A 25,389-nucleotide genomic window follows, 5' to 3' on the forward strand; every position below is an offset into this window, starting at 1 on the left:
GGCGGCCCGTCAGCGCGCCCCCACCAGCGACTCCGCCTCCGCCTCCCGCCGCGCCATCGCGCGCAGCGGGCCGTCCACGGCGACCAGCTCCGCGTACGGGCCCCGCTGCACCACCCGGCCGTCGTCGAGGACGACCACCTCGTCGACGGCGTCGAGCCCCGCGAGCCGGTGCGTGATCAGCAGCGTCGTACGGCCTTCGGTGGCGGCCAGCAGATCCGCGGTGAGCGCGTCGGCCGTCGGCAGATCGAGGTGCTCGGCGGGCTCGTCCAGGACGAGCACGGGGAAGTCGGCGAGGAGCGCGCGGGCCAGCGCGAGGCGCTGACGCTGCCCGCCGGAGAGCCGGGCGCCGTGCTCGCCGACGTGCGTGTCCAGCCCGTCGGGCAGGGTCTCCACCCAGTCCAGCAGCCGGGCCCGGGTCAGCGCGTCCCGCAGCTCGGCGTCGGTGGCGTCCCTCCGGGCGAGCAGCAGGTTCTCCCGCACGGTGCTGTCGAAGAGGTGCGCGTCCTGGGCGCACAGGCCGACCAGCCGTCGTACGTCGTCGCCGTCCAGCGTGTTCGCCTCCACCCCGGCGAGCGTGTAGCTGCCCGCCCGCGCGTCGAGGAACCGCAGCAGCACCTGGGCGAGGGTCGTCTTGCCCGAGCCGGACGGTCCGACCACGGCGATCCGGCGGCCCTGTTCCAGGGTGAGGTCGAGTCCGGTGAGCGCGTCGCGGTGCTGTCCGTCGTGCCGGGCGGCCAGGTCCCGGACCACGAGCGGGAAGGGCGCGGCGGGCGCCTGCTGGGGCTGCGCCGGCTCCTGCACGGGATCGGGGGCGTCCAGGACCTCGTACACCCGCTCCGCGCTGCGCCCCACCCGCTGGCGGTACCGCACGGCGAGCGGCATCCCCAGGACGGCCTCGAAGGCGGCCAGCGGGGTGAGGACGACCACGGCCATCAGCACGCCGCCGAGCCGGCCCTCGGCCACCGCGTGCGCGCCGAGCAGCGCGGTGGCGGTGACGGTGAGGCCGCAGATCAGGGCGGTCAGACCGTCACCGATCCCGGTGACGGCGGCCGCGCGCGAGGCGATCCGGGTGAGCGTGCCGTCGGCCTTACGAGCGGCGGCGGTACGGGCGGGCAGGGCACCGGCGACGGTCAGCTCGGCGTTGCCGGTGAGCAGGTCGGTCACCCGGGTCGCGAGCACGCCCCGCGCGGGCGCCAGCCGCCGTTCGGTGCGCCGGGCCACGGCACCGGTGAGCAGCGGGACGCCGACACCGGCCGCGAAGAGGCCCGCCGCGAGTGCGGCCCCGGCCTCGGGCAGCAGCCAGGCCGTGAAGCCGACCGAGCCGGCGGAGACGACCGCCGCGACACCGGCGGGCAGCAGCCAGCGCAGCCAGTAGTCCTGGAAGGCGTCCACGTCGGCGACCAGTCGGGTGAGCAGATCGCCGCGCCGGGTGGCCCGCAGGCCGGCGGGGGCCAGCCGCTCCAGTCGCCGGTAGACGGCGACCCTGGTGTCGGCCAGCATCCGCAGCACGGCGTCGTGCGACACCAGCCGCTCGACGTACCGGAAGACGGCCCGCCCGATGCCGAAGGTCCGGGTCGCCGTCACGGCCACCATCAGATACAGCACCGGCGGCTCCTGCGAGGCCCGCGAGATGAGCCATCCGGAGGTCGCCATCAGCCCGACGGCGCAGCCGAGCGCCAGGCTGCCGAGCAGCAGCGCCAGGAGGAGCCGGCCGCGCCGGGGCCTGCCCAGTGCCCGCACGCGTGCCAGAACGCGCCTCTGGGAGGCGCCGGGGCCCGTCTCGGGCTCGGCCTCGGCCTCCCGTCGGGTCCGGGCCGGGGGTGCCGCGTCGAGGGGCTCGGCGTGCGTCGCGTCGGCCACGGGTGCGGCGGGTTCGGGGACGAGGATGTCGGCGCCGGGGACCGGTGAGCCGGCCGCGAGGACATCGCCCGCCGTGGCGGCCACCGGCTCGGCGACGAGGTCGTCGGCGTCGGCAGTCGTCAGCTCGGCGGCGGACTCCTCGGCGAGATGCAGCCGCACCACCCGGTCCGCGACCTCCAGCAGGGCCGGCCGGTGCACCACGAGCAGCACGGTGCGGCCCACGGCCAGGCGCCGTACGGCGGCCACGACCTCGGCCTCCGTCGCCCCGTCCAGGGCGGCCGTCGGCTCGTCCAGCAGGAGGACCGGCCGGTCCGCGAGGAAGGCCCGGGCCAGTGCCAGCCGCTGCCGCTGTCCGGCGGACAGTCCGGCTCCGTCCTCCCCGAGCGCCGTGGCGGCGCCCTCGGGGAGTGCGTCCACGAACTCCAGCGCGCCCGCGTCCCGCAGTGCCTGGCGTACGGCGGTGTCGTCGGCGTCGGGCCGGGCCAGCCGGACGTTCTCCGCGATGGTGCCGGCGAACAGGTGCGGGCGCTGCGGCACCCAGGCGATCCGGGAGCGCCACTGCTGGAGGTCGAGTCCGGCGAGATCGGCTCCCCCGATCAGCACCCGGCCCTCGGTGGGCTGCACGAAGCCGAGGAGCACGCTGAGCAGCGTCGACTTGCCCGCGCCGCTGGGCCCGACCAGGGCCACGGTCTCGCCCGGCTCGACGGTGAAGGACGCGTCGGTCACGGCATTCGCCGACCGGCCCGGGTAGCGGACCGTCACCCCGTCGAAGGCGAGCGCGCCCGCGGGGACCGCGGCGGTGCCGGACGCCGGGACCGGCGTCTCCAGCACGGCGAAGATCTCCTCGGCCGCGGCCAGGCCCTCCGCCGCCGCGTGGTACTGCGCGCCCACCTGTCGCAGCGGCAGATAGGCCTCCGGTGCCAGCACCAGGATGACCAGGCCGATGTACAGGTCCATGTCGCCGTTCACAAGGCGCATGCCGATGGTCACGGCGACCAGGGCGACCGACAGCGTGGCCAGGAGTTCCAGGGCGAAGGAGGAGAGGAAGGCGATCCGCAGGGTCTTCAGGGTGGCCTGGCGGTACTCGCTGGTGATCTTGCGGATGGACTCGGCCTGCGCCTTGGCCCGGCCGAACACCTTCAGCGTGGGCAGTCCCGCGACCACGTCCAGGAAGTGACCGGAGAGCCGGGACAGCAGTTCCCACTGCCGGTCCATCCGGGCCTGGGTGGCCCAGCCGATCAGCATCATGAAGATGGGGATGAGCGGCAGGGTGATGACGATGATCGCCGCCGACACCCAGTCCTCGGTGACGATCCGCGCCAGTACGGCCACCGGGACGACCACCGCGAGCCCCAGTTGCGGGAGGTAACGCGAGAAGTAGTCGTCGAGGGCGTCGACACCGCGCGTGGCCAGGGTGACCAGCGAGCCGGTCCGCTGCCCGCTCAGCCATCCGGGACCGAGTGCCGCCGCCCGGTCGAGCAGCCGCTCTCTCAGCTCGGCCTTCACCGCCGCGCTGGCCCGGTGGGCCGCGAGCTCCGTGAGCCAGGAGACCAGTGCCCGGCCGCATGCGACGGCCGCCAGCAGCAACAGGGGAGTGGCGAGGTCACCAGCGGACTTGCCGTGCTGGAAGGCCCCGACCACCACCTCGGCGATGAGCATCGCCTGGGCGATCACCAGGAGAGCGCCGAGTCCACCCAAGGCAATGACTGCCATGAGGAAGAGGCGCGTGGCGCCGGCGTATCGCATCAGGCGGGGATCGATCGGTTTCACGTGAAACGTGTCTTTCATCCCGAGGGTGTGTTTCACGTGAAACATACCCTTGAGAGGCTCAGTGTGCGGCTTCGGCGATGTGCTGGGTCCCAATGCGCTTACGGAACACCCAGTAGGTCCAACCCTGATAGAGCAGGACGATCGGCGTGGCGATCACGGCGCACCAGGTCATGATCCTCAGGGTGTACGGACTCGATGCGGCGTTGGTCACGGTCAGGCTCCAGGCCCCGTCGAGCGTGGAGGGCATGACGTTCGGGAAGAGCGACAGGAAGAGCATCGTCACCGTGGCCGCGACGGTCACACCGGACAGGGCGAACGCCCATCCCTCACGCCCCACCCTGGTGAATACCAGCGCGGCAACCAACGCGGCCACCGCGACGATCAGGGCCACCAGGCTCTCCCCGTCCCCGCTGTGGGCCTGCGTCCACAGCAGGAAGCCGAGCACCACCACGACGGTGACGAGACCGACCCGCAGCGCCAGCTTCCGTGCCCGCAGGCGGATGTCCCCGGCGGTCTTGAGCCCGGCGAACACCGCCCCGTGGAAGGTGAACAGCGTGAGCGTCGCCAGGCCGCCGAGCAGGGCGTAGGGGTTCAGCAGGTCCCCGAGACCGCCGGCGTACTCGAAGTGCCGGTCGATCTTCACGCCCCGCACGACGTTCCCGAAGATCACGCCCCACAGGAACGCCGGGACCAGCGAGGTCCAGAAGATCGCGGCTTCCCAGTTGCGCTGCCAGTTCTCCTCGGGCCGCTTGGCCCGGTACTCGAAGGCCACGCCCCGCACGATCAGGCAGACCAGGATGGCCAGCAGCGGCAGGTAGAAGCCGGAGAACAGGGTGGCGTACCACTCCGGGAAGGCGGCGAAGGTCCCGCCGGCCGCCGAAAGCAGCCAGACCTCGTTGCCGTCCCAGACGGGTCCGATCGTGTTGATCAGCACACGCCGCTCGGGCCGGTTCCGGGCCAGCAGCTTGGTGAGAACGCCGATACCGAAGTCGAAGCCCTCCAGGAAGAAGTAACCGGTCCACAGGACGGCGATCAGGACGAACCAGACGTCGTGAAGTTGCATGGCTGTTCCCTCGGCCTAGTAGGAGAAGGCCATCGGCTTGTCGGCGTCCCGCAGGTCGCCACCGATCTTCGTGGGCGGGTTGAGGTCGTCCTCGGTCAGCTCGGGCGGGCCGGCCTTGACGTACTTCACGAGCAGCCTGACCTCGATCACGGCGAGGACCGCGTACAGCGCGGTGAAGACGATCAGCGAGGTGAGGATCTCGCCCTGGGAGACACCGGGGGAGACCGCGTCCCGGGTCCGCAGGACGCCGTAGACGGCCCAGGGCTGGCGGCCCGTCTCGGTGAATATCCAGCCCCAGGAGTTGGCGATCAGGGGGAAGGCAAGGGTCCACACCGCGATGCGCCAGAACCAGGGGGTCAGCTTCGGGCCGAGCGTCCTGTTCTTGAACAGGACGAGATGGGGCACCTCGTCCTCGGCGACCCTCAACTGCTGCGGCAGCATGAACTTCTTGCGGGTCAGCCAGAGCCCGGCTATGCCGAGGGCGAAGGAGGCCATGCCGAAGCCGATCATCCAGCGGAAGCCCCAGAAGGCGACCGGGATGTTGGGCCGGTAGTCGCCGGGCCCGAACCGCTGCTGCTCCGCCTTGTTCACGTCGTTGATGCCAGGGACGTAGGAGGAGAAGTCGTCGTTGGCGAGGAAGGACAGCAGGCCCGGGACCTCGATCGCGACGGTGTTGTGTCCCCTGTCCACATCGCCGTAGGCGAAGACCGAGAACGGCGCCGGCTTCTGTCCGTCCCACAGCGCCTCGGCGGCCGCCATCTTCATCGGCTGCTGACGGAACATGACCTTGCCGAGCACGTCCCCGCTGACGGCGGTGAGCAGACCGGCGATGACCACGGTCACCAGGCCGAGCCTCAGCGAGGTCTTCATCTCGCGGACGTGCTTCCTGCGGGCCAGGTGGTAGGCGGAGATGCCCACCATGAAGGCACCGCCGGTCAGGAAGGCCGCGGCGAGCGTGTGGAAGGCCTGGCTGAGCGCGGTGTTCTGGGTCAGCACCGCCCAGAAGTCGGTCAGTTCGGCACGCCCCCTCGCCTTGTCGATCCGGTAGCCGACGGGGTGCTGCATCCAGGAGTTGGCCGCGAGGATGAAGTACGCCGACAGGATCGTGCCGAGGGAGACCATCCATATGCAGGCGAGGTGGATCCTCTTGGGCAGCTTGTCCCAGCCGAAGATCCACAGACCTATGAAGGTGGACTCGAAGAAGAAGGCGATCAGCGCCTCGAAGGCGAGCGGCGCGCCGAAGATGTCACCGACGAACCGTGAGTAGGCGGACCAGTTCATGCCGAACTGGAACTCCTGCACGATGCCGGTGACCACACCCATCGCGATGTTGATCAGGAAGAGCTTGCCCCAGAACTTCGTCGCCCTGAGGTACCGCTCCTTCTCCGTACGCACCCAGGCGGTCTGCAGGCCGGCCGTGAGGGCGGCCAGCGAGATCGTCAGGGGGACGAACAGGAAGTGATAGACGGTGGTGATGCCGAACTGCCAGCGCGCCAGTGTCTCCGGCGCCAGAGCCAGTTCCACTTCGTCACTCTCCTTACTTCGCCGCAATACAGTGGCGTTTCGCCCCATGTGTCACGAAATGCACAGGGCAATCGGTCGAGCTTGTGAAAGCGTTCACATTCACAAGCCATTATGGCGCACAGGTATTCGGGGAGAGAAGGGGGGTCCACCAGGCAACGAGAAGGGCCCCGCTCAAGGCGGGGCCCTTCGGCGTCAGTTCGGGACTCCTGGCGAGTCCCAGGCTCAGGCGTCCTTGCGGAACGCCTCGGCGACCTTCAGGAAGATGTCGTTCCCCTCGGTCTCCCCGACCGTCACGCGCACGCCCTCACCCGCGAACGGCCGAACCACCACGCCATGCTCCTCACAGGCCTGCGCGAACGCGGCCGTACGCTCCCCCAGCCGCAGCCACACGAAGTTGGCCTGGGTCTCCGGCACCGTCCACCCCTGGGCCCGCAGCGTCTCGACCACGCGCTGACGCTCGCACACCAGCGAGCCCACCCGGCCCAGCAGTTCGTCCTCCGCCCGCAGCGAGGCGACCGCCGCCTCCTGCGCGAGCTGGCTGACGCCGAACGGCACCGCCGTCTTGCGCAGCGCCGCGGCCACCGGCTCATGGGCGATCGCGAAACCGACCCGCAGCCCGGCCAGGCCGTACGCCTTGGAGAAGGTGCGCAGCACGCACACGTTCGGCCGCGTCCGGTACAGCTCGACGCCGTCGGGCACCTCGGGGTCGCGGATGAACTCCCGGTAGGCCTCGTCCAGCACCACCAGCACGTCCTTCGGAACCCGGTCCAGGAACCGCTCCAGCTCCGCCCGCCGCACCACCGTGCCGGTCGGGTTGTTGGGGTTGCACACGAAGATCAGGCGCGTCCGGTCGGTGATCGCGTCCGCCATCGCGTCCAGGTCGTGCACGTCGCCCGCCGTCAGCGGCACCCGTACCGACCGCGCGCCGCTGATCTGCGTGATGATCGGATAAGCCTCGAAGGACCGCCAGGCGTAGATCACCTCGTCGCCCGGCCCGCTGGTGGCCTGCACGAGCTGCTGGGCCACGCCCACCGAGCCGGTGCCGGTGGCCAGGTGCGAGAGCGGGACACCGAAGCGGTCCGACAGCTCCTCCATCAGCCCGGAGCAGGCCATGTCCGGGTAGCGGTTGAAGTCGCCGGCGGCGGCCATGACGCTTTCCATCACGCCCGGCAGCGGGGGGTAGGGGTTCTCGTTGGAGGACAGCTTGTAGGCGACCGGACCCTCGGCCGCGGCAGCCTTGCCCGGCTTGTAGGTGGGAATACCCTCCAGCTCCGCGCGCAGCTTGGGGTTCGTCTCGCTCACCGCAGTCCTCCTCGCGACAAGCCGGCGGACCGTCGACGCCGCCGGCTTCCTCCAATACTCCTCACCTTATGAGGATTCGGCGCGCTTGCGTACCTGCGCGAGGGGCGACAGCAGGCGGGCCTCGTCACGCCCTCGGGCATCGGGGGCATCGCCGTACGAAGGCGTACGTATCGGGGGGCGCGCTCCACATATATCTATGCGCCGGTAGCTCGCGCCGTGGCGCGCATCCCTCGTGCAGGTGAGTTGAGACCTCTTCGAAACATCGGACACTTGGCAGGCCCATGCGCGCCGACGAGTCACGTACCACCTTCGATGCCACCAACTTCCTGGCATTCCAAGGCAGTTGATCCTTTATGATCATGCAGAAACGTGCCTGTCAACGCGTGCATATGCGTCCGCACTACCCCACCGCATGAGCCCTACTATCGGCTCGCCATGACAGCAGCAGGGAAGCACCAGGTGAGCCGCGCGGAAACCTCACGTCGAGGCAGCCGGCCGGGCCGGGCGGGCATCAGAGACGTGGCCGCCGCCGCCGGCGTCTCCATCACGACCGTGTCCGATGCCCTCAACGGCAAAGGCAGGCTCCCGGACGCCACCCGGCGCCATGTCCGCGAGGTCGCCGACCGGCTGGGGTACCGCCCCTCGGCCGCCGCCCGTACCCTCCGTACCGGCAAGTCGGGCCTGATCGGCCTGACCGTGACGACGTACGGGGATGAACCTTTCACCTTCACCGAGTTCGCGTACTTCGCCGAGATGGCGCGGGCCGCCACCTCGGCCGCGCTCGCCCGCGGCTACGCGCTCGTCATCCTGCCCGCGACCTCCCGCCACGACGTGTGGTCGAACGTCGCCCTGGACGGCACCGTCGTCATCGACCCCTCCGACCAGGACCCGGTCGTCAGCGAACTGGTCCGGCAGGGCTTACCCGTCGTCTCCGACGGCCGCCCGGCCGGATCGCTCCCGGTCACCGCCTGGGTCGACAACGACCACGAGGCCGCCGTCCTCGGCATCCTCGACCACCTCGCCGACGCGGGCGCCCGCCGGATCGGCCTGCTCACGGGCACGACCACCGACACGTACACCCATCTGTCGACCACCGCCTACCTGCGCTGGTGCGAGCGGGTCGGCCAGGACCCGGTCTACGAGGCCTACCCGGCGCACGACCCCTGTGCGGGCGCCGTCGCCGCCGACCGGCTGCTCGCCCGCCCGGACCGCCCCGACGCCGTCTACGGCCTGTTCGATCCCAACGGCACCGACCTGCTCGCCGCCGCCCGCCGCTACGGCCTGCGCGTCCCGGACGACCTGCTCCTGGTGTGCTGCAGCGAGTCCACGGTGTACGCCACCACCGAGCCGCCCATCACCACGCTCTCCCTGAAGCCCCGCCGTATCGGCACGGCGGTCGTGCAGCTCCTCATCGACGCGATCGAGAACGTCGATTCGGACCAGCCGGTCGAGCAGGTGATGCCGACCGAGCTGATCGTGCGCACATCGTCCCAACGGCGCACGCAGCGCACGACGGTCAGCCCTCCGAGGGCGCCGGAAGGCGGATAGCGGGACCTGCCCGCTACGGGGAGCCGAGCCGCGGAGAGCCCAGCCGCGGGACGGCGAGCGCGCGCCGCGGCGGCACGGATCCGCTCGCAGCGGGCATCGGCAACGAGCACCAGTGCGCGACGCACGGGAGCGGCCCGGCTCGGCGGTCCCCGTTCGGCCGTGGCTCGGGCCCGAGCCGACCAGGCGCGGCTCGGCTCGGCGGTCCTTCGCCCCTGCGCGGGTGCGTGTCCTCCGCGCGGGCAGGGCCCACCGGCCCGGCGGGGAGGCACCGGGCGACGGTCTGTACGGCCTGAGTCACTCCTCGCACACCTGTGCAGACCTGTGTACACCGTCCAGCAGACCGGGTGACCGCCCCGGCGGGTGACCGAAGGGGTGAAGGACAGCTGGTCGAACCCCTGCCCAAACGGGGCGAAAGCCGCGGTGAACAGGCACCTTGCGCCGATTCACCACCCCTGGGTCATCACACGGCGCGACGCGCATTCCTATGATGGGCGCACGACACCGCGGGCCGCTGCGACCAGGCAGTCCGAAGCGGTGCAGATGCGGCGCGATGGTGGAGGGGTCTGATGACTCAGGGGGCCGGTCAGGGACCCGCGACGGAGCGGACGGCGACGCTGCGCGACTTCCGCGTACCCGCGTACGTCCATGAGACTGGTCCGTACCCGGACGTCCCGCACCCCGGCGACGGCCATCCGCCCGCCGACGAGTCCTATCCCGAGGGCTACACCCCGACGCAGCGCGACCTGCCCGTCATCAGCCGCGGCGACAGCCTCCAGGTCCCGGCCGAGCCGGCTCCGGCCGGCTCCGCGCCGCACCCCGGCGCCGGCCACGGCCCGCTGTACGTCGTCGGCGACGTCCACGGCTACCTCGACGAGCTGCTGGCCGCCCTCCGCGAGAAGGGGCTGATCGACGACGCGGGCCAGTGGTGCGCGGGCACCGCGCGGCTGTGGTTCCTCGGTGACTTCACCGACCGCGGCCCGGACGGCATCGGCGTCATCGACCTGGTGATGCGGCTGTCCGCCGAGGCGGCCGCGGCCGGCGGCTACTGCAAGGCCCTCATGGGCAACCACGAGCTGCTGCTGCTCGGCGCCAAGCGGTTCAGCGACACCCCCGTCAACTCGGGCGCGGGCACCGCCACCTTCCAGGCGGCCTGGCTGCTCAACGGCGGCCAGAAGACCGACATGGACCGCCTGCAGGACCACCACCTGCAATGGATGGCCCGCCTCGACGCCGTCGAGGAAGTCGACGGCTATCTGCTCGTCCACTCCGACACCACCGCCTACCTCGACTACGGCGACTCGATCGAGGCGGTCAACGACACCGTCCGCGAGACGATCACCCGTAACGACGCGGACGAGGTGTGGGACCTGTTCCGCAAGTTCACCAAGCGCTTCTCCTTCCGTGACGAAGGCGGCGCGGACGCCGCGCGCTCCCTCCTCGATACGTACGGCGGCACCCGTGTCGTTCACGGTCACAGCCCCATTCCCTACCTGCTCGGCCAGGTCGGCTCCGAGGACGGCGAGGACAACGGCGGACCCCACGTCGAGGGACCGCATGTCTACGCCGAAGGCCTTGCCATCGCCATGGACGGCGGCGTGACCATGGCCGGAAAGCTGCTGGTGCAGCAACTGCCCCTGGAAGACTGAACGTTCACCGGGCATACCCGCCCTGGCCGGGCGTGCGCGGGTCGGTCCGCAATTTCCGGCAACCCCCTGTCACCGTGTGCCGTCACGGCTCTACCATCGGCTTATCCGTAGCAGGCTCCCCTCCGTTTCTGCCCGACGGCTCGTCCGCGTGCGAGCCCCAAGCCCTACGGAGCATCGGGGGATGCACATGAACAGCGTTCCGCAGCACCTGCTGAGCGAGGACCGCCAGGAATTCGAGCGGGCCCTCGATGAGGCGCTGCGCTCCGCACCACACCGGCCGGAACTCGCCGCCGTAGGACAGCGGCTCAACTCCGAACAACTGCGCACCATGGCACTCAACGCCACCGCCCTCATCACCGCGGCCGCGGCGAGCGAGTACCAGCACTATGTGAAGGCCCGCCAGGAACTGCGCCGACCCGCCCCGTCGGCCGGCGCCGATTCCGGTTCCGCGGAACCGGAGTCGGAGTCGGGCGCGCTGGGCCTCGCCACCACTCTCGGCGAGGCCGCCGAGGCCGTCGAGACCACCGGGGCGGGCGCCATCGCCGTGGTCGCCGTCCTGGCACCCGTCCTCGCCGGAACCGCCGCCGTGATCTTCCTGCTGGTCGGCTACATCCTGAGGATGACGGCCCCCGGACAGACCTTCGCCCGGACCATGCTCACCGCCGGCTGGGTCTTCGGCGCCATGACGGCGGCCTCGGTCCTCGTCGCCGCCGTGGGACTGCTGCTCACCGCCCTGCGCAACAGCGCGTCCGCGGAAGCCACAGACCACGAGGAGGCGAGCCAGCTGGTGGCGAGGGCCAAAGAAGCCTGGCGGGACGCCCTGCTGGAGCGCGGCATACTGCCGTTCCTCCAGGAGGCCCTCGCCCAGCCCGGCCCGGCGGCCCTGCACCACACGGCTCCACCGGCCCCGACCGGCAGGATGCCGCGCCTGGGCTATGGCCGTCCCGGCTTCAGCAGCCCCGATGACGGCGCCGCCTCCGGCCGTCCGAGCTTCACCAGCCCGGACTACACGAGCCCCGACTTCGGCGGCCCGGAACACCAGCCGGAATAGCCCCGGCCTGCGCCCCGCCGGGGGCGCAAGCCGGGCGTCCGGTGAGCGAGGGTCACTCGGCGATCGGCAGATAGACCCGGTTGCCCGACGCCGCGAACTCCTCCGACTTCCGCGCCATTCCCTCCTCGATCTCGGCCAGGCTGCCACCGTGTTCGCGACGGATGTCGTGCGAGATCTTCATGCTGCAGAACTTCGGCCCGCACATGGAGCAGAAGTGGGCCGTCTTGGCCGGCTCGGCCGGCAGGGTCTCGTCGTGGAACTCCCGCGCCGTGTCCGGGTCGAGGGCGAGGTTGAACTGGTCCTCCCACCGGAACTCGAAGCGGGCGTCGGACAGTGCGTCGTCCCACTCCTGTGCACCCGGGTGCCCCTTGGCGAGGTCGGCAGCATGAGCGGCGATCTTGTAGGTGATGACACCGGTCTTGACGTCGTCGCGGTCGGGCAGGCCCAAGTGCTCCTTGGGCGTGACGTAACAGAGCATCGCCGTGCCCCACCAGGCGATCATCGCGGCACCGATACCGGAGGTGATGTGGTCGTACGCCGGCGCGACGTCGGTGGTCAGCGGGCCGAGCGTATAGAACGGAGCTTCATCACAGATCTCCTGCTGAAGGTCGATGTTCTCCTTGATCTTGTGCATCGGGACGTGCCCGGGGCCCTCGATCATCGTCTGTACATGGAAACGCTTCGCGATCCGGTTGAGTTCCCCGAGCGTGCGCAACTCCGCGAACTGCGCCTCGTCGTTGGCGTCCGCGATCGAACCGGGCCGCAGTCCGTCGCCGAGCGAGTAGGTGACGTCGTAGGCGGCGAGGATCTCGCAGAGTTCCTCGAAGTTCTCGTACAGAAACGATTCCTTGTGGTGCGCCAGACACCACGCGGCCATGATCGAGCCGCCGCGCGAGACGATGCCGGTCTTGCGACGGGCAGTGAGCGGGACGAACGGCAGCCGGACACCGGCGTGGACGGTCATGTAGTCCACGCCCTGCTCAGCCTGCTCGAGGACGGTGTCCTTGTAGATCTCCCAGGTCAGCTCCTCGGCCTTGCCGTCGACCTTCTCCAAGGCCTGATACAGCGGCACCGTGCCGATGGGCACGGGGGAGTTGCGCAGCACCCACTCGCGGGTGGTGTGGATGTTGCGGCCGGTGGAGAGGTCCATGACCGTGTCCGCGCCCCACCGGGTCGCCCAGGTCATCTTCTCGACCTCCTCCTCGATGGAGGAGGTGACCGCGGAGTTGCCGATGTTGGCGTTGACCTTCACCAGGAACCGCTTACCGATGATCATCGGCTCGGTCTCCGGGTGATTGACGTTGGCCGGCAGGACCGCCCGGCCGGCCGCTATCTCCTCGCGGACCACCTCGGGAGAGACACTCTCCCGCAGGGCCACGAACTCCATCTCCGGCGTGATCTCGCCCCGGAGCGCGTACGCGAGCTGTGTGACCGCCTTGCCGTCGCGGCCCCGGAGCGGCTGGCGGGGCCGTCCGGGAAAGACCGCATCCAGGTTGCGCAGGCCACCACGGGGTGACGTGTGCTTGATCCCGTCGTCCTCGGGACGGACGGGACGGCCCGCGTACTCCTCGGTGTCACCGCGGGCGATGATCCAGTTCTCCCGCAGCGGCGGCAGACCCCTGCGGACATCGGTCTCGACGAGTGGATCGGTGTACGGGCCCGACGTGTCGTACAGCCTGACCGACTGCCCGTTGGTGAGGTGCACCTGACGGACCGGCACGCGCAGGTCGGGGCGCGAGCCCTCGACATACGACTTGTGCCAGCCGATGGACATCCCGGCTTCCCGCTGCGGCGACCCGTCGGCCGCGCTCTGTGTGGAGGCAGGCGTGCGTGCGTCCTTGTTGGTCATCTGACCTACTCCCTACGCCGGCATTACCCGGTAACAGGTTCAGCGGTCGGCGCAGCGTTTTCCGTCTGCCGATGCTTCCGGTGAAATCACGTTCCACGTGAAACATCGCGAATACGGAGGTCAGCGCCCTCTCAGCCCGGTGCTCCGAGCTCCCGCGTGTGCAAAAGTGTCTCCACGCTAACGTCTTGTGTGGCGCGAAGAACAGTGGGCCTCCCCCGTTCTTGCAATGATCGGGCCGTGACCACGACGCATCAGTCTCCCTACCCACCGCCCGGCCCGCCTCGCCGGCAGGGCACCGGACACGGCGCCCAGCGCGGCTCCGACGGCGGTCACGGCCCCGGCACGGGTTCTGGTGACGGGCACCCGCCCGGGGACGACGGTCATGGGCACGGCGGTCATGGGTCCGGCGGTCATGGGTCCGGCGGTCATGGGCACGGAAGCGATCCCGGCCACTCACACGGTCACAGTCACAGCCACGGACCCGCCGCGCCCGTCTCGAAGCATCTGCGCAAGGTCATCGCGGCGATCCTGGTCCCGTTCAGCGCGGCCGTCGTGGTGGGACTCGTGGTGCTGTGGCCCGGGGGAGCACCACCGCACCAGCGCAGTGGCGTCGGCTTCGACCGCCAGACCCAGCAGGCGACGGTCACCAGGGTCGTCGAGGTGAACTGCGCCTCGGTGAACGCCTCCGGAGGAGCCCCGGCGATTGACCCCTCCACCGTCGGCGACCCGGCGGCGCGCAAGGCGAAGGGCCCCTGCAAAAAGGCGACGGTCCAGGTCGACACCGGCACCGACCGGGGCCGTACGTTCACCGAGATCGTTCAGCCGGACCAGACACGCCAGTTGCACCAGGGTGAGAAGGTCGTGGTCGCCTACGAGCCCTCGGCACCGAAGGACCTGCAGTACTCGGTCGCCGACGTGAACCGGAAGTTCCCCATGGCGTTGCTCGCCGGGATCTTCGCGCTCGCCGTCGTGGTCGTGGGCCGGCTGCGCGGTCTCATGGCGCTGGTCGCGCTGGCGGTCAGCTTCCTGGTGCTGACCCTCTTCATCCTGCCCGCGGTCCTTCAGGGATCGAATCCGCTGCTGGTGGCCGTGGTCGGAGCGAGCGCGATCATGCTGATCGCGCTCTACATGTGCCACGGCCTGTCGGCCCGTACGTCGGTCGCGGTGCTCGGCACGCTGGTCTCGCTGCTACTGATCGGCTTCCTCGGTTCGCAGTTCATCGGCTGGGCGGCGCTCACCGGCAACACGGACGACAACACCGGCCTGATCCACGGTCTCTATCCGTCCATCGACATGAGCGGCCTGCTGCTGGCGGGCGTCATCATCGGTTCGCTCGGCGTCCTGGACGATGTGACGGTGACGCAGACGTCGGCGGTGTGGGAGCTGCACGAGGCCAATCCGGCAATGGGCTGGCGCGGGCTGTACCGGGCGGCCATCCGGATCGGCCGCGATCACATCGCGTCGGTGGTCAACACCCTCGTCCTCGCCTACGCCGGCGCCGCGCTGCCGCTGCTGCTGCTGTTCTCGATCGCGCGCAGCGGTGTGGGGGACGTGGCCAACAGCGAACTGGTGGCGGAGGAGATCGTACGCACGCTGGTGGGCTCGATCGGCCTGGTCGCCTCGGTGCCCGTCACCACCGCTCTCGCCGCGCTCGTGGTGTCGGCCGACCGGCCCGGCCCGAAGACCGAGGCTCCCGCCGACGCCCAGCCCGCTCCCGCGCGCGGCGGCAGGGGACGGCGCCGGAAGCGGTGAGCGGGGCCGGGTGGCCCGGAAGCCCACGCAGAAGCGTTTCTGCACAGACCCAGGAGGCACACCCGGCACGGCGGAGCGTTTCAGCGGATTGCGTGTCTCTTCAGCCGGCGCTCTGCTCCTCGGCCAGGATGCGATCCAGGGCCTCGTCGAGGTGAGCGTCGAAGTCGGCCAGCGCACCCTCCTGGCCGAGCGGCACGAGCTTGTCCGTACGGTCGAGGAAGGCCACGAGCGGCGGCGCCGACGAACGGAACAGCGCCTGATCGCTGCCCACCTGCAGCCTGATCAACACCTCACCCAGCACCTCGGAGTCGGCGGGGGCGATGTGCACGTCCCCCTCACCGCATGGCCGGCCGACCCCGTCGATCATCAGCTCGCGCCCGAAGGCCCAGGTCACCGGGGCATCACCGGGCAGATGGAAAGTAAGACGCACCGCATAGGGATCTCTGGCCTCGTAGCGCAACTCCACCGGAATGCGGAAGGACAGCTCCTCCGAGACGAGGAAGCTCATCATCACTTCTGCCTGTACGGACTCGCGCATCGCCTACCCCGTCATATGACATGGACTGGCCGGGATCGATCCCCTGACCGTGCTCAAATCTTGCTTAACGTACACAGCAGATCACAAGGAGTGAGTTTTCAGATACTGATAGAGAGTGTCAGGGCCCCGAGATGGCGCCCGATCTCGCCCTGCAGCCGCTGAGTGACCGGCATCAGCCGGTCGGCCTGGTGGGCGGGGACCGAGATGGCCAGTGTGGCAGCCGTGGTGCCGACCGTGAGGGGAACCGCGGCGCAAACCGCCCCCAGGGCGTATTCCTGACGCTCCACCACCGGCTCCATGCGCCGCATGCGGGCCAGCCGCCGCAGCAGGGCTCCGTTGTCCCGCACGGTGTACGGCGTGAGGGACTGGGCGGGGTAGCGGGCGAGGTGGTCGCGGCGGGCGTCCTCGTCCAGCTGCGACAGCAGGCACTGTCCGACCGCGTGCGCGTGCCCGGTCTCGCGGAAGTCGGCCCACTCCTCGACCGCCGGCGTCTCCCGGGAGTCGGAGACGCACATGACCTCGATCTCGCCATGCCTGTACATCGCGAAGTAGACGGGTACACCGAGCGAATCACGCCATCGCGCAAGGGTGTCGGCCACCGTGCTGCGACGTTTCTGCTGCGCTCCGCTGCTGCTCAGCCGCTCGGCCGCGGCGCCGAGGAAGAACAGGCCCTTGTCGCGGCGCAGATAGCCCTCGTGCACGAGGGTGCGCAGCAGGTGATAGGCGGTGGGCAGCGCCAGGCCGGTCTCGCGGGCGAGTTGCTTGGCGGGAGCGCCGTACTCGTGTGTGGCGACGGTCTCCAGCAGGCGCATGGCGCGCTGCACCGACCCGATGAGGGTCGCGGAGTGCTTGTCGCGGGCGGCCACGACAGCCGGCCGTTGCATGGGGGGTGCGCAGGACCGGGACGGGGTGGGAGGTGCGTGGGGTCCTGCCGGTGCGGTGTCAACCGTGGCCAAGGGTCACTCCCGAAGCGCGAGGGGTGGGGGCGGCCCGTGCGAAGGAGAGCACGGGTGGGGTGCGTGCCGCCCGTGGGGTCGGGGTCCCACGAGAGTTCCGGACTCTAACCGTCCACCACCGCGCGCAGACGGCCTGCCGGGGAAACTTCCCTCCCCCGAGGGAACCGGTGATCCCTGTTACCGCTCACCGGCTCCCGCGACCCTCACCAGTCGCCGCGTGACGAGGAGTTCGAGGTGAACTTCCGCACGATGTAGACCAGTCCGCCGACCAGGGCGACGAACAGCAGCACCTTGAAGAGCAGGCCGATCACGAAGCTGATCACGGCCCCTATCAGGCCGCCGAACACGACCAGGGCGATGACCGGCACCGCGACCCACTTCACCCACCACGGAAGCCCCGCGAAGATCTCTCGCATGCCCTAGTCCCTTGCGCTCGCAGTTCTCGCTGTCTGTCTTCGATGCTAGGGCCGCGAGGGGCCCCTGTGGGGCCCTCACGGCCCTTGTCCTCCCCTGAACCGACCCTGAGGCAACCCTGAGGGCCGCCCTCACGCCTCGGGCGGAGAGAAGACCACCAGGACCCTCAGATCCTCACTGATGTGATGGAACCTGTGGGCCTCACCGGCCGGCACGTACACCACGCTGCCCCGGGCCACCTCGGTCGTCTCCGCGCCGACCGTGATCGACGCCCGGCCGCTGACGACGAAGTACACCTCGTCCTGGTTGTGCGGCTTCTGCGGGTCGTGCTCACCCGCGTCGAGGGCGTAGAGACCGACCGACATGTTCCGCTCCCGCAGGAACTGGAGGTAGGCCCCTTCGTTGGCGGCCCGTTCCGTCTCCAGTTCGTCCAGCCGGAATGCCTTCATCCTCGTCCGCCCTTGCCCCTGCTCGTCGCCGTCCTGGTCTGCAACGATCAGACACATGAAGAATTTCCTAGTCAAGACGATCGCGAACGCGGGCGCCCTGGCGGTCGCGGTGTGGCTGCTCGACAAGATCACCCTCACCGGTGACAGCACGGGCAAGAAAATCGGCACGCTGGTACTCGTCGCGCTGCTCTTCGGCCTCGTGAACTTCTTGGTCAAACCGATCGTGAAGGTGCTCACCTTCCCGCTGTTCGTCCTGACCCTCGGTCTGATCACCCTGATCGTCAACGCGCTGATGCTGATGCTGACCTCGTGGGTGTGCGGCAAACTCGATCTGAGTTTCCATGTGGAGGGCTTCTGGACCGCCGTGCTCGGCGGCCTGATCATCTCGGTCGTCTCCTGGGTGCTGCATATCGTCCTGCCCGACAAGGACTGAGCACGTCATGACCTACCGCGTCTGTTTCGTGTGCACCGGGAACATCTGCCGCTCCCCGATGGCCGAGTCCGTGTTCCGCGCGCGGGTGGCGGGGGCCGGGCTCGACGGCCTGGTCGAGGTCGACAGCGCGGGCACCGGCAGCTGGCACGAGGGCGAGGGCGCCGATCCGCGCACCGTCTCGGTGCTCGACGAGCACGGCTACGACACCGCGCACACCGCGCGGCGGTTCCGGCCGTCCTGGTTCGCCCGTCTGGACCTCGTGATCGCCCTCGACACCGGCCACCTCAGGGACCTGCGCGGCCTCGCGCCCACCGAGGAGGACGCGCGCAAGGTGCGCCTGCTGCGTTCCTACGACCCGGCGGCCGACGCCGACCCCGACGTACCGGACCCGTACTACGGGGGCCGGGACGGCTTCGAGGAGTGCCTTGAGATGGTGGAGGCGGCGAGCACCGGTCTGCTCGCCGCCGTAGCGGAACGACTGGAGGGGCACGTACATGAGTGACGCCATCGAGGACTCGGGCCGCACCGGTGACGGCACGCGCGCGGTGCGGGCGGGGTTGCCCGAGCCGGTCAAGCACGAACCGACCCTTCCCGGACCGGTGTTCGCCGCGCACTTCCACCTGCCGGGCGAGGTGACGGGACCGTACGCCTACGGCCGCGACGACAACCCGACCTGGACGCTGCTGGAGCGCGCGATCGGCGAGCTGGAGGCGCCCGGGCGGGACGGCGTGGAGACGCTGGTGTTCGCCTCCGGCATGGCGGCGATCTCCGCGGTGCTGTTCTCCCAGCTCCGCGCCGGCGACGCCGTCGTGTTCCCCTCCGACGGCTATCAGGTGCTGCCGCTGGTCCGCGCCCAGCTGGAGGCGTACGGCATCGAGGTGCGCACCGCGCCCACCGCCGGCGACGCGCAGCTGGAGGTTCTCGACGGCGCGCGGCTGCTGTGGATCGAGTCCCCGTCGAACCCGGGTCTGGACGTGTGCGACATCCGGCGCCTGGTGGAGGCCGCCCACGCGCGCGGCGCCCTGGTGGCCGTCGACAACACCCTCGCCACTCCGCTCGGGCAGCGTCCGCTGGAGCTGGGTGCCGACTTCTCCGTGGCCAGCGGCACCAAGCAGCTGACCGGTCACGGCGACGTGCTGCTGGGCTATGTCGCCGGACGCGACAGCGAGGCGATGGCCGCCGTACGCCGCTGGCGCAAGATCGTCGGGGCGATCTCAGGGCCCATGGAGGCGTGGCTCGCGCACCGTTCCATCGCCACGCTCCAGCTGCGCGTCGACCGGCAGAACGCCACCGCCCTCGTGGTGGCCGAGGCGCTCCGGCGGCGGCCGGAGGTCACCGGTCTGCGCTACCCGGGGCTGCCCGACGATCCCTCGCACAAGATCGCCGCGCAGCAGATGCGCCGCTTCGGCTGCGTGGTGTCCTTCACGCTGCCTTCGCGCGCGCGTGCCGAGCGTTTCCTGGAGGCCCTGCGTCTGGTCGAGGACGCGACGAGTTTCGGCGGTGTGCGCTCCACCGCCGAACGGCGCGGACGCTGGGGCGGGGACGCCGTCCCGGAGGGCTTCATCCGCATGTCGGTCGGTGCCGAGGACCCTGAGGACCTGGTCGCGGACGTACTGCGCGCCCTGGACGAGTCCGCCGCCGCGTGAGCGGGGTGGACGGACAGTGGTGAGGGCGGTCCGAGCCTCCCCCCTCGTGGCTCGGACCGCCGGCGGCTCCGCGCGCGAAGAACCGCTCGAACAAGGCTAGTTGACTCTGCGTCAGTGTCCAATCACGGTAACGACAGAGACCTATCGACTTATTTATAGTTGGGGCCTGCCCGGGGCGGAGGAGGGCAGGGAGAGGGGAGGGCGTCCCATGGACCTGGCCTTGCTGCGCACCTTCGTCACCGTGCACCGGGCCGGTTCCTTCACCCGCGCCGCCGCCCTGCTGGGCCTTTCCCAGCCGGCCGTCACCTCCCAGATCCGCACGCTGGAGCGCCAGCTGGGACGCCCCCTGTTTCTGCGGCAGGCCCGCGGGGTGACGCCGACCACCATCGGCAACGAGCTCGCCCACAAGGCCGCACCGCACCTGGACGCCCTGGTGGAGATAGCCGAGAGCGGCTTGGACGACGAGCTGTCGGCCCGCACGCTGCATCTCGCCGGCCCGCCGGAGTTCACCGCTGAACGCGCTCTCCCCGCCCTCACGGAGCTGACCGGTGACGACGGTCTGGGGTTCGCGCTGCGCGCCTCCTTCGGGACCGCCGAGGAGTCCCTGGAGGGACTGGCCGCCGGCCACCACGATCTGGCGATCAGCACGGCCAGGCCACGCGGTGCGCTGCTGACCGCCGGCCTCCTGTGCGACGAGGAGCATGTACTCGTCGCCGCCCCGCACTGGGCCGAGCAGATCGATCCCGGGACGCTGCGGCTCAAGGGAGCGCCCGCCCTGGAGCACCTGCCCGTCCTGGAGGTGCACGAGACGCTGCCGTTCGTCTCGCGCTACTGGGCCTCCGTCTTCGACTCGCTTCCGGCCGCCTCGGGGACCGTCATCGTCCCGGATCTGCGCGCGGTGCTCGCCTGTGCGAGCGCGGGCGCGGGACTGGCGGTGCTGCCCCGCTATCTGTGTGCCGCCGCCCTCGACCGCGGCGAGGTCGTGACGTTGCACGACCCGGCGGTACCACCGCTGCGGACCTACTTCCTGGTGGTGCGGACCGGCACGCTCGCCATGCCGCATATCGCGCGAGCGTACGAGTGGCTCCAGCGGGCGGCCACGAGCTGGTGTTGAGCGCCCCCTCCCTTACGACCCCACCGTGCGATCGACCCGCGGCGTCCCGCGATGTTTCACGTGGAACCAGCCGGGCCACATTTCTCCCATGACCGTCCGACCCGTGGTCAAGCGCACAGCCCGAGCCGTTCTTCTGGACGGTGACGCCCTGATCCTGATCAAGCGCACCAAACCCGGCGTGGATCCCTACTGGGTCACTCCCGGTGGAGGCGTCGAAGCCGGGGACCCGACCGTCGTCGACGCCCTGCACCGCGAGGTGTACGAGGAACTCGGCGCCAAGATCAGCGACGTGGTGCCCTGCTTCGTGGACACCGTGGAACACATCGGCGAGGACGGCGGCGCGACCGGCGTGAAGGTGCAGCACTTCTTCGTCTGCCGGCTGGAGTCCATGGACCCGTCACTGCGCCACGGTCCCGAAGTCGAGGAACCGGCAGGCGAGTACGAGATCGTCCGCGTCCCGTTCACCCGGGTCGGCATCGCCTCGGTCCACCTCGTCCCGTTGTCGCTGCGGCACTACCTGGACGGCAACATCGAAGGCGTCCGAGCCATGCACGCACCCGACCTCGGATGACCGAACGACCTGTGCTGCCGGCGGTATGGCCAAAAGCACGTACGTCCCCATCGAAACGGGTGGACGCCGGGGGCAGCGGTCGGACAGCCTGACCTGCGTGCCGACTCCTTCCCTCGCCGCTCTGCCCATTCGCCGTCTGACGCTCCGCGATCTCACCGCCTGCGCCGACCTCTCCGAGGACCGGGGGTGGCCCCGCGAGGAACACAAGTGGGGGTTCCTCCTCACCGCGGGCAAGGGCTATGGCATCGACGACCCCGACGGCGGACTCGTGGCAGCGTGTGTCGTCACGGAGTACGGCGCTCGGGAACGACCGGACCTCGGCGCCATCGGCATGGTCCTGGTGGCCGAACGCCATGCCCGGAGGGGCGTGGGACGCCGCCTGATGCGGCACATCGTGACGGCCATGGGCACCACACCCCTGACCCTGCACGCCACGCCCTACGGGCGCCCGCTCTACGAGGAGCTGGGCTTCAAGGTCACCGGCAGGGCGGAGATGCTCCGCGGGCACTTCGTCCCGGGCGGTCCGGAACCCCGGGTGGCGACCCGTGCGGCCACCGCCGAGGACCTTCCCGCGATCATCCGTCTCGACGAGGAGGTGTTCGGTGCCGACCGCACTCCTCTCATCACCCGCCTGCCCGCCTTCGCCGACCAGTTCCGGGTTGCGGAGGACGGCGGCCGCATCACCGGCTACACCGCTGCCTGGCCCAACATGGAGACGCAGGTCGTCGGCCCGCTGATCGCGCGTGACACGGAGACGGCCAAGGCTCTCGTCACCTCGCTCGCGGCCCACACCGCGCGACCGCTGCGCACCGACATCGACGTACGGCACGAGGAGTTGCGGGCCTGGGCGAAGGAGCGGGGGCTGGCCTCCGTGGCGGACAACTCCGTGATGACCTACGGCATCACGGACCTCCCGGGGGACTGGACGCGCCGGTTCGCACCCCTGACGGTGGCCGCGGGCTGACCCCGTACGACGAACGCCGGCCCCCGCTCCACGGCGGGGGCCGGCGTTCGTCACCGGAAAGGGGAGGGCGATCAGGCGAGCGCCCGCACGGCAGCGGTGGCGAAGCCGTGGTCCTGGTCGGGGGCACCGCCGCCGACGCCGATCGCGCCGATCAGCCGGCCGTCCCGGTGGACGGGGAGACCGCCGGCGATGAACAGCAGAGGCCGGTCGAGGGCCGTGGGCAGCGTGTGGAAGAGACCGCCGGGCTGGACGGCCTCGACCAGGTCGGCGGTGGCCGCGTTCAGCTGGAGCGCCGTGTAGGCCTTGCGGGTGCTGGTCTCACCGGAGATCAGCACGGCCCGGTCGTCCCGGCGGAAGGCGAGCAGGTGGCCGCCGGCGTCCAGGACGGTGACGCTGACGGTGACACCGGCGTCCTCGGCGGCGCGCCGCGCCGTGGCGACGAGCAGTTCGGCGTCCTCGGTCGTCAGCGGGGCGACGGCGGTGGTGGTGCTCATGGGGGATTCTCCTTGGGTGTTACCGGGATGAGGTGGTGCCGTACGGTCCGGCGGCCGGGGGCGCCCGTGCGGGGCCGGGCGCAGGCCGGAGGCGCGCGGTGCGCGCCCGCCGTACCGGACGGAGTCAGTGGTGGACGGGGGCGCGCTGCCCGGTAGGCACTCCGGCGGCCGCCACGCTGCCGGACGAACCGGTGCGGCGCTCCAGGACGGCCGAGAGGACGGCGAGGACCAGAGCGGCCGCGGCGAGGGCGGCGCCGACCCAGTTCGGGGCGGTGTAGCCGAAGCCGGCGGCGATGACCATGCCGCCCAGCCAGGCGGAGAGCGCGTTGCCCAGGTTGAAGGCGCCGATGTTCACGGCCGACGCGAGGGTCGGGGCGCCGTGGGCCTGGTCGAGGACGCGCTTCTGCAGGGGCGGTACGGTCGCGAAGCCCAGGGCGCCGATCAGCGCGATGGTCACGGCCGCCGCGATCTTGTTGTGGGCGGTCAGCGTGAAGAGGGCGAGGACGACGGCCAGAGCGCCCAGGGAGACGTAGAGCATCGGCATCAGGGCGCGGTCGGCGAACTTTCCGCCAACCAGGTTGCCGACAACCATGCCGATGCCGAACAGGACCAGGAGCCAGGTGACCGAACCGTCGGCGAAGCCGGCGACGTGGGTCATCATCGGGGCGATGTAGGTGATGGCCGCGAAGACACCGCCGAAGCCGAGGACGGTCATCGCCATGGCGAGCAGGACCTGTGCGTTCTTGAAGGCGGCCATTTCGTGCCGCAGGTGCACTCCCTCGGGCCGCGGCATCTCGGGAACCAGCTTGGCGATGCCGACGAGGCCGACGACGCCCAGGGCGGCGACGACGGCGAAGGTGACGCGCCAGCCGACGTCCTGCCCGATGAGCGTGCCCAGCGGGACACCGACGACATTGGCGACGGTCAGACCGGTGAACATCATCGCGATGGCGCCGGCCTTCTTGTCGGGGGCCACCAGTTCGGCCGCGACGACCGAGCCGATGCCGAAGAAGGCGCCGTGAGCCAGGGAGGCGATCACTCGGCCGATCAGCATGACCGAGAAGGTGGGGGCCACGGCGGAGAGCAGGTTTCCGGCGATGAACAGCCCCATCAGCACCATCAGCATCCGCTTGCGCGAGATCTTGGTGCCGAGCACGGTCATCAGCGGTGCGCCGATCACCACGCCGAGGGCGTATCCCGTCACGAGCAGGCCGGCGGTGGGGATGGAGACCCCGAAGTCGCCCGCGACCTCGGGCAGCAAGCCCATGATCACGAACTCGGTCGTTCCGATTCCGAAGGCCCCGATCGCGAGGGCCAGAAGCGCGAGAGGCATGGAGTGGTGCACCTTCCCAGACGGTTGCATGAGCGCTTTGCGTGCGTTCACAATAGTTGCAGACGCGGGTTAAATGCAAGGGCGGGATATTGCGCACGTGCTCTACCCTGGTTTCAGCCGCTCCGTGACGGAGGAAAACGCCAATGACAGCGACAGACCCCGCGCTCACCGCCCTCGCCCAGGGCTGGTGCGCTCTCTCCCTGCTGCACGGGAGGATCGAGACGCACATCGAGCGCGCCCTGCAGGCCCATCACGACCTCAGCGTCCGCGAGTACTCCCTGCTCGACGTGCTCAGCCGCCAGCACGACGGCGAGGGCGGCCATCTGCAGATGAAGCAGGTCGCCGATGCCGTCGTCCTCAGCCAGAGCGCCACGACCCGCCTGGTGACCCGCCTGGAGGACCGCGGCCTGCTGGAGCGCTACCTGTGCCCCACTGACCGCCGCGGCATCTACACGAACGTCACCGAGGCGGGCCTGCGCCTGCTGCGGGAGGCACGGCCCACCAACGACGCGGCCCTGCGCGAGGCCCTCGACGGGGCGGCCAAGAACACCGAACTGGCACCACTGGTCAGGGCCGTGGAGTCCCTCCACCTGCCCGCGTAGGGTGCGGGCCATGGGAGATCTCGAGATACGCCGCGCGACCGAGGACGATGTCCCGGCGATCGTCGCCATGCTCGCCGACGATCCGCTGGGCGCCCTGCGGGAGTCGCCCGACGACCTGACGCCGTACCTGGCAGCGCTCAAGCGCCTGGACGCCGACCCCAACCAGCATCTCGTCGTCGCCGTCCGCGACGGCCGCGTGATCGGAACGCTCCAGCTCACGCTCATCCCCGGGCTCGCCCGCAAGGGAGCGACCCGCGCACTCATCGAGGCCGTACGCGTCCACGCGGACGAGCGAGGCAGCGGACTCGGTGGCCGGCTCGTCCAGTGGGCGATCGACACCGCACAACGCCTCGGCTGTCACATGGTGCAGCTCACCTCGGACAAGTCGCGCACCGACGCCCACCGCTTCTACGAACGCCTCGGCTTCACGGCATCGCACGAGGGCTTCAAGCTGCAGTTGTGAGCGCACGTGCGCGGCACAGGCCAAGTACCTGGAAAAGCGGCCGGTTT

The 25,389-nt window shown here is 70.3% G+C and carries 23 protein-coding genes; 12 read left to right on the forward strand and 11 right to left on the reverse strand.

Translation table 11 applies throughout. The features are described 5' to 3' along the window. Positions 1–9: 9 nt before the first annotated feature. From cydD to hisC, 4 genes are all read right to left on the reverse strand, one after another. Positions 10–3,630, reverse strand: a complete 3,621-nt coding sequence (gene cydD / locus OIB37_RS18825; RefSeq protein ID WP_330458764.1) for a thiol reductant ABC exporter subunit CydD — start codon at positions 3,628–3,630, stop codon at positions 10–12. Positions 3,631–3,688: 58 nt separating this feature from the next. Continuing rightward, the gene (cydB, locus tag OIB37_RS18830) at positions 3,689–4,693 is read right to left on the reverse strand and encodes a cytochrome d ubiquinol oxidase subunit II (RefSeq protein WP_330458765.1); all 1,005 of its coding nucleotides are present in this window, start codon (positions 4,691–4,693) and stop codon (positions 3,689–3,691) included. Positions 4,694–4,708: 15 nt separating this feature from the next. After that, a complete protein-coding gene (locus tag OIB37_RS18835; protein WP_330458766.1) occupies positions 4,709–6,217 on the reverse strand; it encodes a cytochrome ubiquinol oxidase subunit I in 1,509 nt (502 codons plus the stop codon). A gap of 222 nt (positions 6,218–6,439) precedes the next feature. Beyond that, entirely contained in the window at positions 6,440–7,519 is a 1,080-nt protein-coding gene (gene hisC, locus OIB37_RS18840) for a histidinol-phosphate transaminase (RefSeq protein WP_330458767.1), read from the reverse strand. A gap of 435 nt (positions 7,520–7,954) precedes the next feature. Here hisC and OIB37_RS18845 point away from each other — a divergent pair, with 435 nt between their 5' ends. From OIB37_RS18845 to OIB37_RS18855, 3 genes are all read left to right on the forward strand, one after another. Further along, positions 7,955–9,067 (forward strand): LacI family DNA-binding transcriptional regulator, encoded by a 1,113-nt coding sequence (locus tag OIB37_RS18845; protein WP_330458768.1) that lies wholly within the window; start codon positions 7,955–7,957, stop codon positions 9,065–9,067. 566 nt (positions 9,068–9,633) lie between these two features. Then, the gene (locus OIB37_RS18850; RefSeq protein ID WP_330458769.1) at positions 9,634–10,713 is read left to right on the forward strand and encodes a metallophosphoesterase; all 1,080 of its coding nucleotides are present in this window, start codon (positions 9,634–9,636) and stop codon (positions 10,711–10,713) included. A 181-nt stretch (positions 10,714–10,894) separates the two neighbouring features. Next, positions 10,895–11,764 (forward strand): hypothetical protein, encoded by an 870-nt coding sequence (locus tag OIB37_RS18855; RefSeq protein WP_330458770.1) that lies wholly within the window; start codon positions 10,895–10,897, stop codon positions 11,762–11,764. Positions 11,765–11,816: 52 nt separating this feature from the next. Here OIB37_RS18855 and thiC read toward each other — a convergent pair whose 3' ends face one another. Beyond that, the gene (gene thiC, locus OIB37_RS18860) at positions 11,817–13,613 is read right to left on the reverse strand and encodes a phosphomethylpyrimidine synthase ThiC (protein ID WP_330458771.1); all 1,797 of its coding nucleotides are present in this window, start codon (positions 13,611–13,613) and stop codon (positions 11,817–11,819) included. Between the two features lie 237 nt (positions 13,614–13,850). Here thiC and OIB37_RS18865 point away from each other — a divergent pair, with 237 nt between their 5' ends. Continuing rightward, a complete protein-coding gene (locus tag OIB37_RS18865) occupies positions 13,851–15,365 on the forward strand; it encodes a YibE/F family protein (RefSeq protein ID WP_330458772.1) in 1,515 nt (504 codons plus the stop codon). 100 nt (positions 15,366–15,465) lie between these two features. Here the strand turns inward: OIB37_RS18865 and OIB37_RS18870 are convergent, their stop codons facing one another. The 4 genes from OIB37_RS18870 to OIB37_RS18885 form a co-directional block, all read right to left on the reverse strand. Further along, a complete protein-coding gene (locus OIB37_RS18870) occupies positions 15,466–15,903 on the reverse strand; it encodes an SsgA family sporulation/cell division regulator (RefSeq protein ID WP_330458773.1) in 438 nt (145 codons plus the stop codon). 98 nt (positions 15,904–16,001) lie between these two features. Then, positions 16,002–16,787, reverse strand: a complete 786-nt coding sequence (locus tag OIB37_RS18875) for an IclR family transcriptional regulator (RefSeq protein WP_330458774.1) — start codon at positions 16,785–16,787, stop codon at positions 16,002–16,004. 275 nt (positions 16,788–17,062) lie between these two features. After that, on the reverse strand, positions 17,063–17,275 hold the full coding sequence (locus OIB37_RS18880) for a DUF5326 family protein (RefSeq protein ID WP_330458775.1): 213 nt from the start codon (positions 17,273–17,275) through the stop codon (positions 17,063–17,065). Positions 17,276–17,404: 129 nt separating this feature from the next. Beyond that, a complete protein-coding gene (locus OIB37_RS18885) occupies positions 17,405–17,722 on the reverse strand; it encodes a cupin domain-containing protein (protein WP_330461891.1) in 318 nt (105 codons plus the stop codon). A gap of 55 nt (positions 17,723–17,777) precedes the next feature. Between OIB37_RS18885 and OIB37_RS18890 the strand changes: the two genes are divergently transcribed. The 6 genes from OIB37_RS18890 to OIB37_RS18915 all read left to right on the forward strand — a co-directional run bounded on the left by OIB37_RS18890 (position 17,778) and on the right by OIB37_RS18915 (position 22,450). Continuing rightward, on the forward strand, positions 17,778–18,155 hold the full coding sequence (locus tag OIB37_RS18890) for a phage holin family protein (protein WP_330458776.1): 378 nt from the start codon (positions 17,778–17,780) through the stop codon (positions 18,153–18,155). A 7-nt stretch (positions 18,156–18,162) separates the two neighbouring features. Continuing rightward, on the forward strand, positions 18,163–18,657 hold the full coding sequence (locus tag OIB37_RS18895) for a low molecular weight protein-tyrosine-phosphatase (protein WP_330458777.1): 495 nt from the start codon (positions 18,163–18,165) through the stop codon (positions 18,655–18,657). Continuing rightward, a complete protein-coding gene (locus tag OIB37_RS18900; protein ID WP_330458778.1) occupies positions 18,650–19,801 on the forward strand; it encodes a cystathionine gamma-lyase in 1,152 nt (383 codons plus the stop codon). The genes OIB37_RS18895 and OIB37_RS18900 overlap by 8 nt, the downstream gene beginning before the upstream one ends. 208 nt (positions 19,802–20,009) lie before the next feature. Next, positions 20,010–20,915 (forward strand): LysR family transcriptional regulator, encoded by a 906-nt coding sequence (locus tag OIB37_RS18905; protein WP_330458779.1) that lies wholly within the window; start codon positions 20,010–20,012, stop codon positions 20,913–20,915. 88 nt (positions 20,916–21,003) lie between these two features. Next, entirely contained in the window at positions 21,004–21,486 is a 483-nt protein-coding gene (locus OIB37_RS18910) for an NUDIX hydrolase (protein WP_330458780.1), read from the forward strand. Between the two features lie 97 nt (positions 21,487–21,583). Continuing rightward, positions 21,584–22,450 carry a GNAT family N-acetyltransferase gene (locus tag OIB37_RS18915; protein ID WP_330458781.1) on the forward strand — a complete coding sequence of 289 codons (867 nt, stop codon included), beginning with the start codon at positions 21,584–21,586 and terminating at the stop codon, positions 22,448–22,450. 71 nt (positions 22,451–22,521) lie between these two features. On the opposite strand, the gene OIB37_RS18920 is transcribed toward OIB37_RS18915, so the two are convergent. Together OIB37_RS18920 and OIB37_RS18925 are read right to left on the reverse strand one after the other, a co-directional pair. Beyond that, the gene (locus OIB37_RS18920; RefSeq protein WP_330458782.1) at positions 22,522–22,944 is read right to left on the reverse strand and encodes a GlcG/HbpS family heme-binding protein; all 423 of its coding nucleotides are present in this window, start codon (positions 22,942–22,944) and stop codon (positions 22,522–22,524) included. Positions 22,945–23,068: 124 nt separating this feature from the next. Further along, a complete protein-coding gene (locus OIB37_RS18925) occupies positions 23,069–24,277 on the reverse strand; it encodes an MFS transporter (RefSeq protein WP_330458783.1) in 1,209 nt (402 codons plus the stop codon). A gap of 143 nt (positions 24,278–24,420) precedes the next feature. On the opposite strand from OIB37_RS18925, the gene OIB37_RS18930 reads away from it, so the two are divergent. Both OIB37_RS18930 and OIB37_RS18935 read left to right on the forward strand, forming a co-directional pair. Further along, positions 24,421–24,879: a MarR family winged helix-turn-helix transcriptional regulator gene (locus tag OIB37_RS18930; RefSeq protein WP_330458784.1), complete on the forward strand. Its 459-nt coding sequence runs from the start codon at positions 24,421–24,423 to the stop codon at positions 24,877–24,879. Between the two features lie 10 nt (positions 24,880–24,889). Next, positions 24,890–25,342: a GNAT family N-acetyltransferase gene (locus OIB37_RS18935; RefSeq protein ID WP_330458785.1), complete on the forward strand. Its 453-nt coding sequence runs from the start codon at positions 24,890–24,892 to the stop codon at positions 25,340–25,342. Positions 25,343–25,389: the final 47 nt, after the last annotated feature.

It is taken from the genome of Streptomyces sp. NBC_00820 (genome assembly GCF_036347055.1).
Classification (GTDB): domain Bacteria; phylum Actinomycetota; class Actinomycetes; order Streptomycetales; family Streptomycetaceae; genus Streptomyces.

Coding starts and splice junctions, on each gene's coding strand:
- OIB37_RS18845 (WP_330458768.1), top strand. CDS start 7,955: ATGACAGCAGCAGGGAAGCACCAGGTGAGCCGCGCGGAAACCTCACGT.
- OIB37_RS18925 (WP_330458783.1), bottom strand. CDS start 24,277: ATGCCTCTCGCGCTTCTGGCCCTCGCGATCGGGGCCTTCGGAATCGGA.
- OIB37_RS18905 (WP_330458779.1), top strand. CDS start 20,010: ATGGACCTGGCCTTGCTGCGCACCTTCGTCACCGTGCACCGGGCCGGT.
- OIB37_RS18920 (WP_330458782.1), bottom strand. CDS start 22,944: ATGAGCACCACCACCGCCGTCGCCCCGCTGACGACCGAGGACGCCGAA.
- OIB37_RS18880 (WP_330458775.1), bottom strand. CDS start 17,275: ATGCGAGAGATCTTCGCGGGGCTTCCGTGGTGGGTGAAGTGGGTCGCG.
- OIB37_RS18895 (WP_330458777.1), top strand. CDS start 18,163: ATGACCTACCGCGTCTGTTTCGTGTGCACCGGGAACATCTGCCGCTCC.
- OIB37_RS18870 (WP_330458773.1), bottom strand. CDS start 15,903: ATGCGCGAGTCCGTACAGGCAGAAGTGATGATGAGCTTCCTCGTCTCG.
- thiC (WP_330458771.1), bottom strand. CDS start 13,613: ATGACCAACAAGGACGCACGCACGCCTGCCTCCACACAGAGCGCGGCC.
- OIB37_RS18890 (WP_330458776.1), top strand. CDS start 17,778: ATGAAGAATTTCCTAGTCAAGACGATCGCGAACGCGGGCGCCCTGGCG.
- OIB37_RS18875 (WP_330458774.1), bottom strand. CDS start 16,787: ATGCAACGGCCGGCTGTCGTGGCCGCCCGCGACAAGCACTCCGCGACC.
- OIB37_RS18850 (WP_330458769.1), top strand. CDS start 9,634: ATGACTCAGGGGGCCGGTCAGGGACCCGCGACGGAGCGGACGGCGACG.
- OIB37_RS18855 (WP_330458770.1), top strand. CDS start 10,895: ATGCACATGAACAGCGTTCCGCAGCACCTGCTGAGCGAGGACCGCCAG.
- OIB37_RS18900 (WP_330458778.1), top strand. CDS start 18,650: ATGAGTGACGCCATCGAGGACTCGGGCCGCACCGGTGACGGCACGCGC.
- OIB37_RS18885 (WP_330461891.1), bottom strand. CDS start 17,722: ATGAAGGCATTCCGGCTGGACGAACTGGAGACGGAACGGGCCGCCAAC.
- OIB37_RS18935 (WP_330458785.1), top strand. CDS start 24,890: ATGGGAGATCTCGAGATACGCCGCGCGACCGAGGACGATGTCCCGGCG.
- cydB (WP_330458765.1), bottom strand. CDS start 4,693: ATGCAACTTCACGACGTCTGGTTCGTCCTGATCGCCGTCCTGTGGACC.
- OIB37_RS18930 (WP_330458784.1), top strand. CDS start 24,421: ATGACAGCGACAGACCCCGCGCTCACCGCCCTCGCCCAGGGCTGGTGC.
- OIB37_RS18910 (WP_330458780.1), top strand. CDS start 21,004: ATGACCGTCCGACCCGTGGTCAAGCGCACAGCCCGAGCCGTTCTTCTG.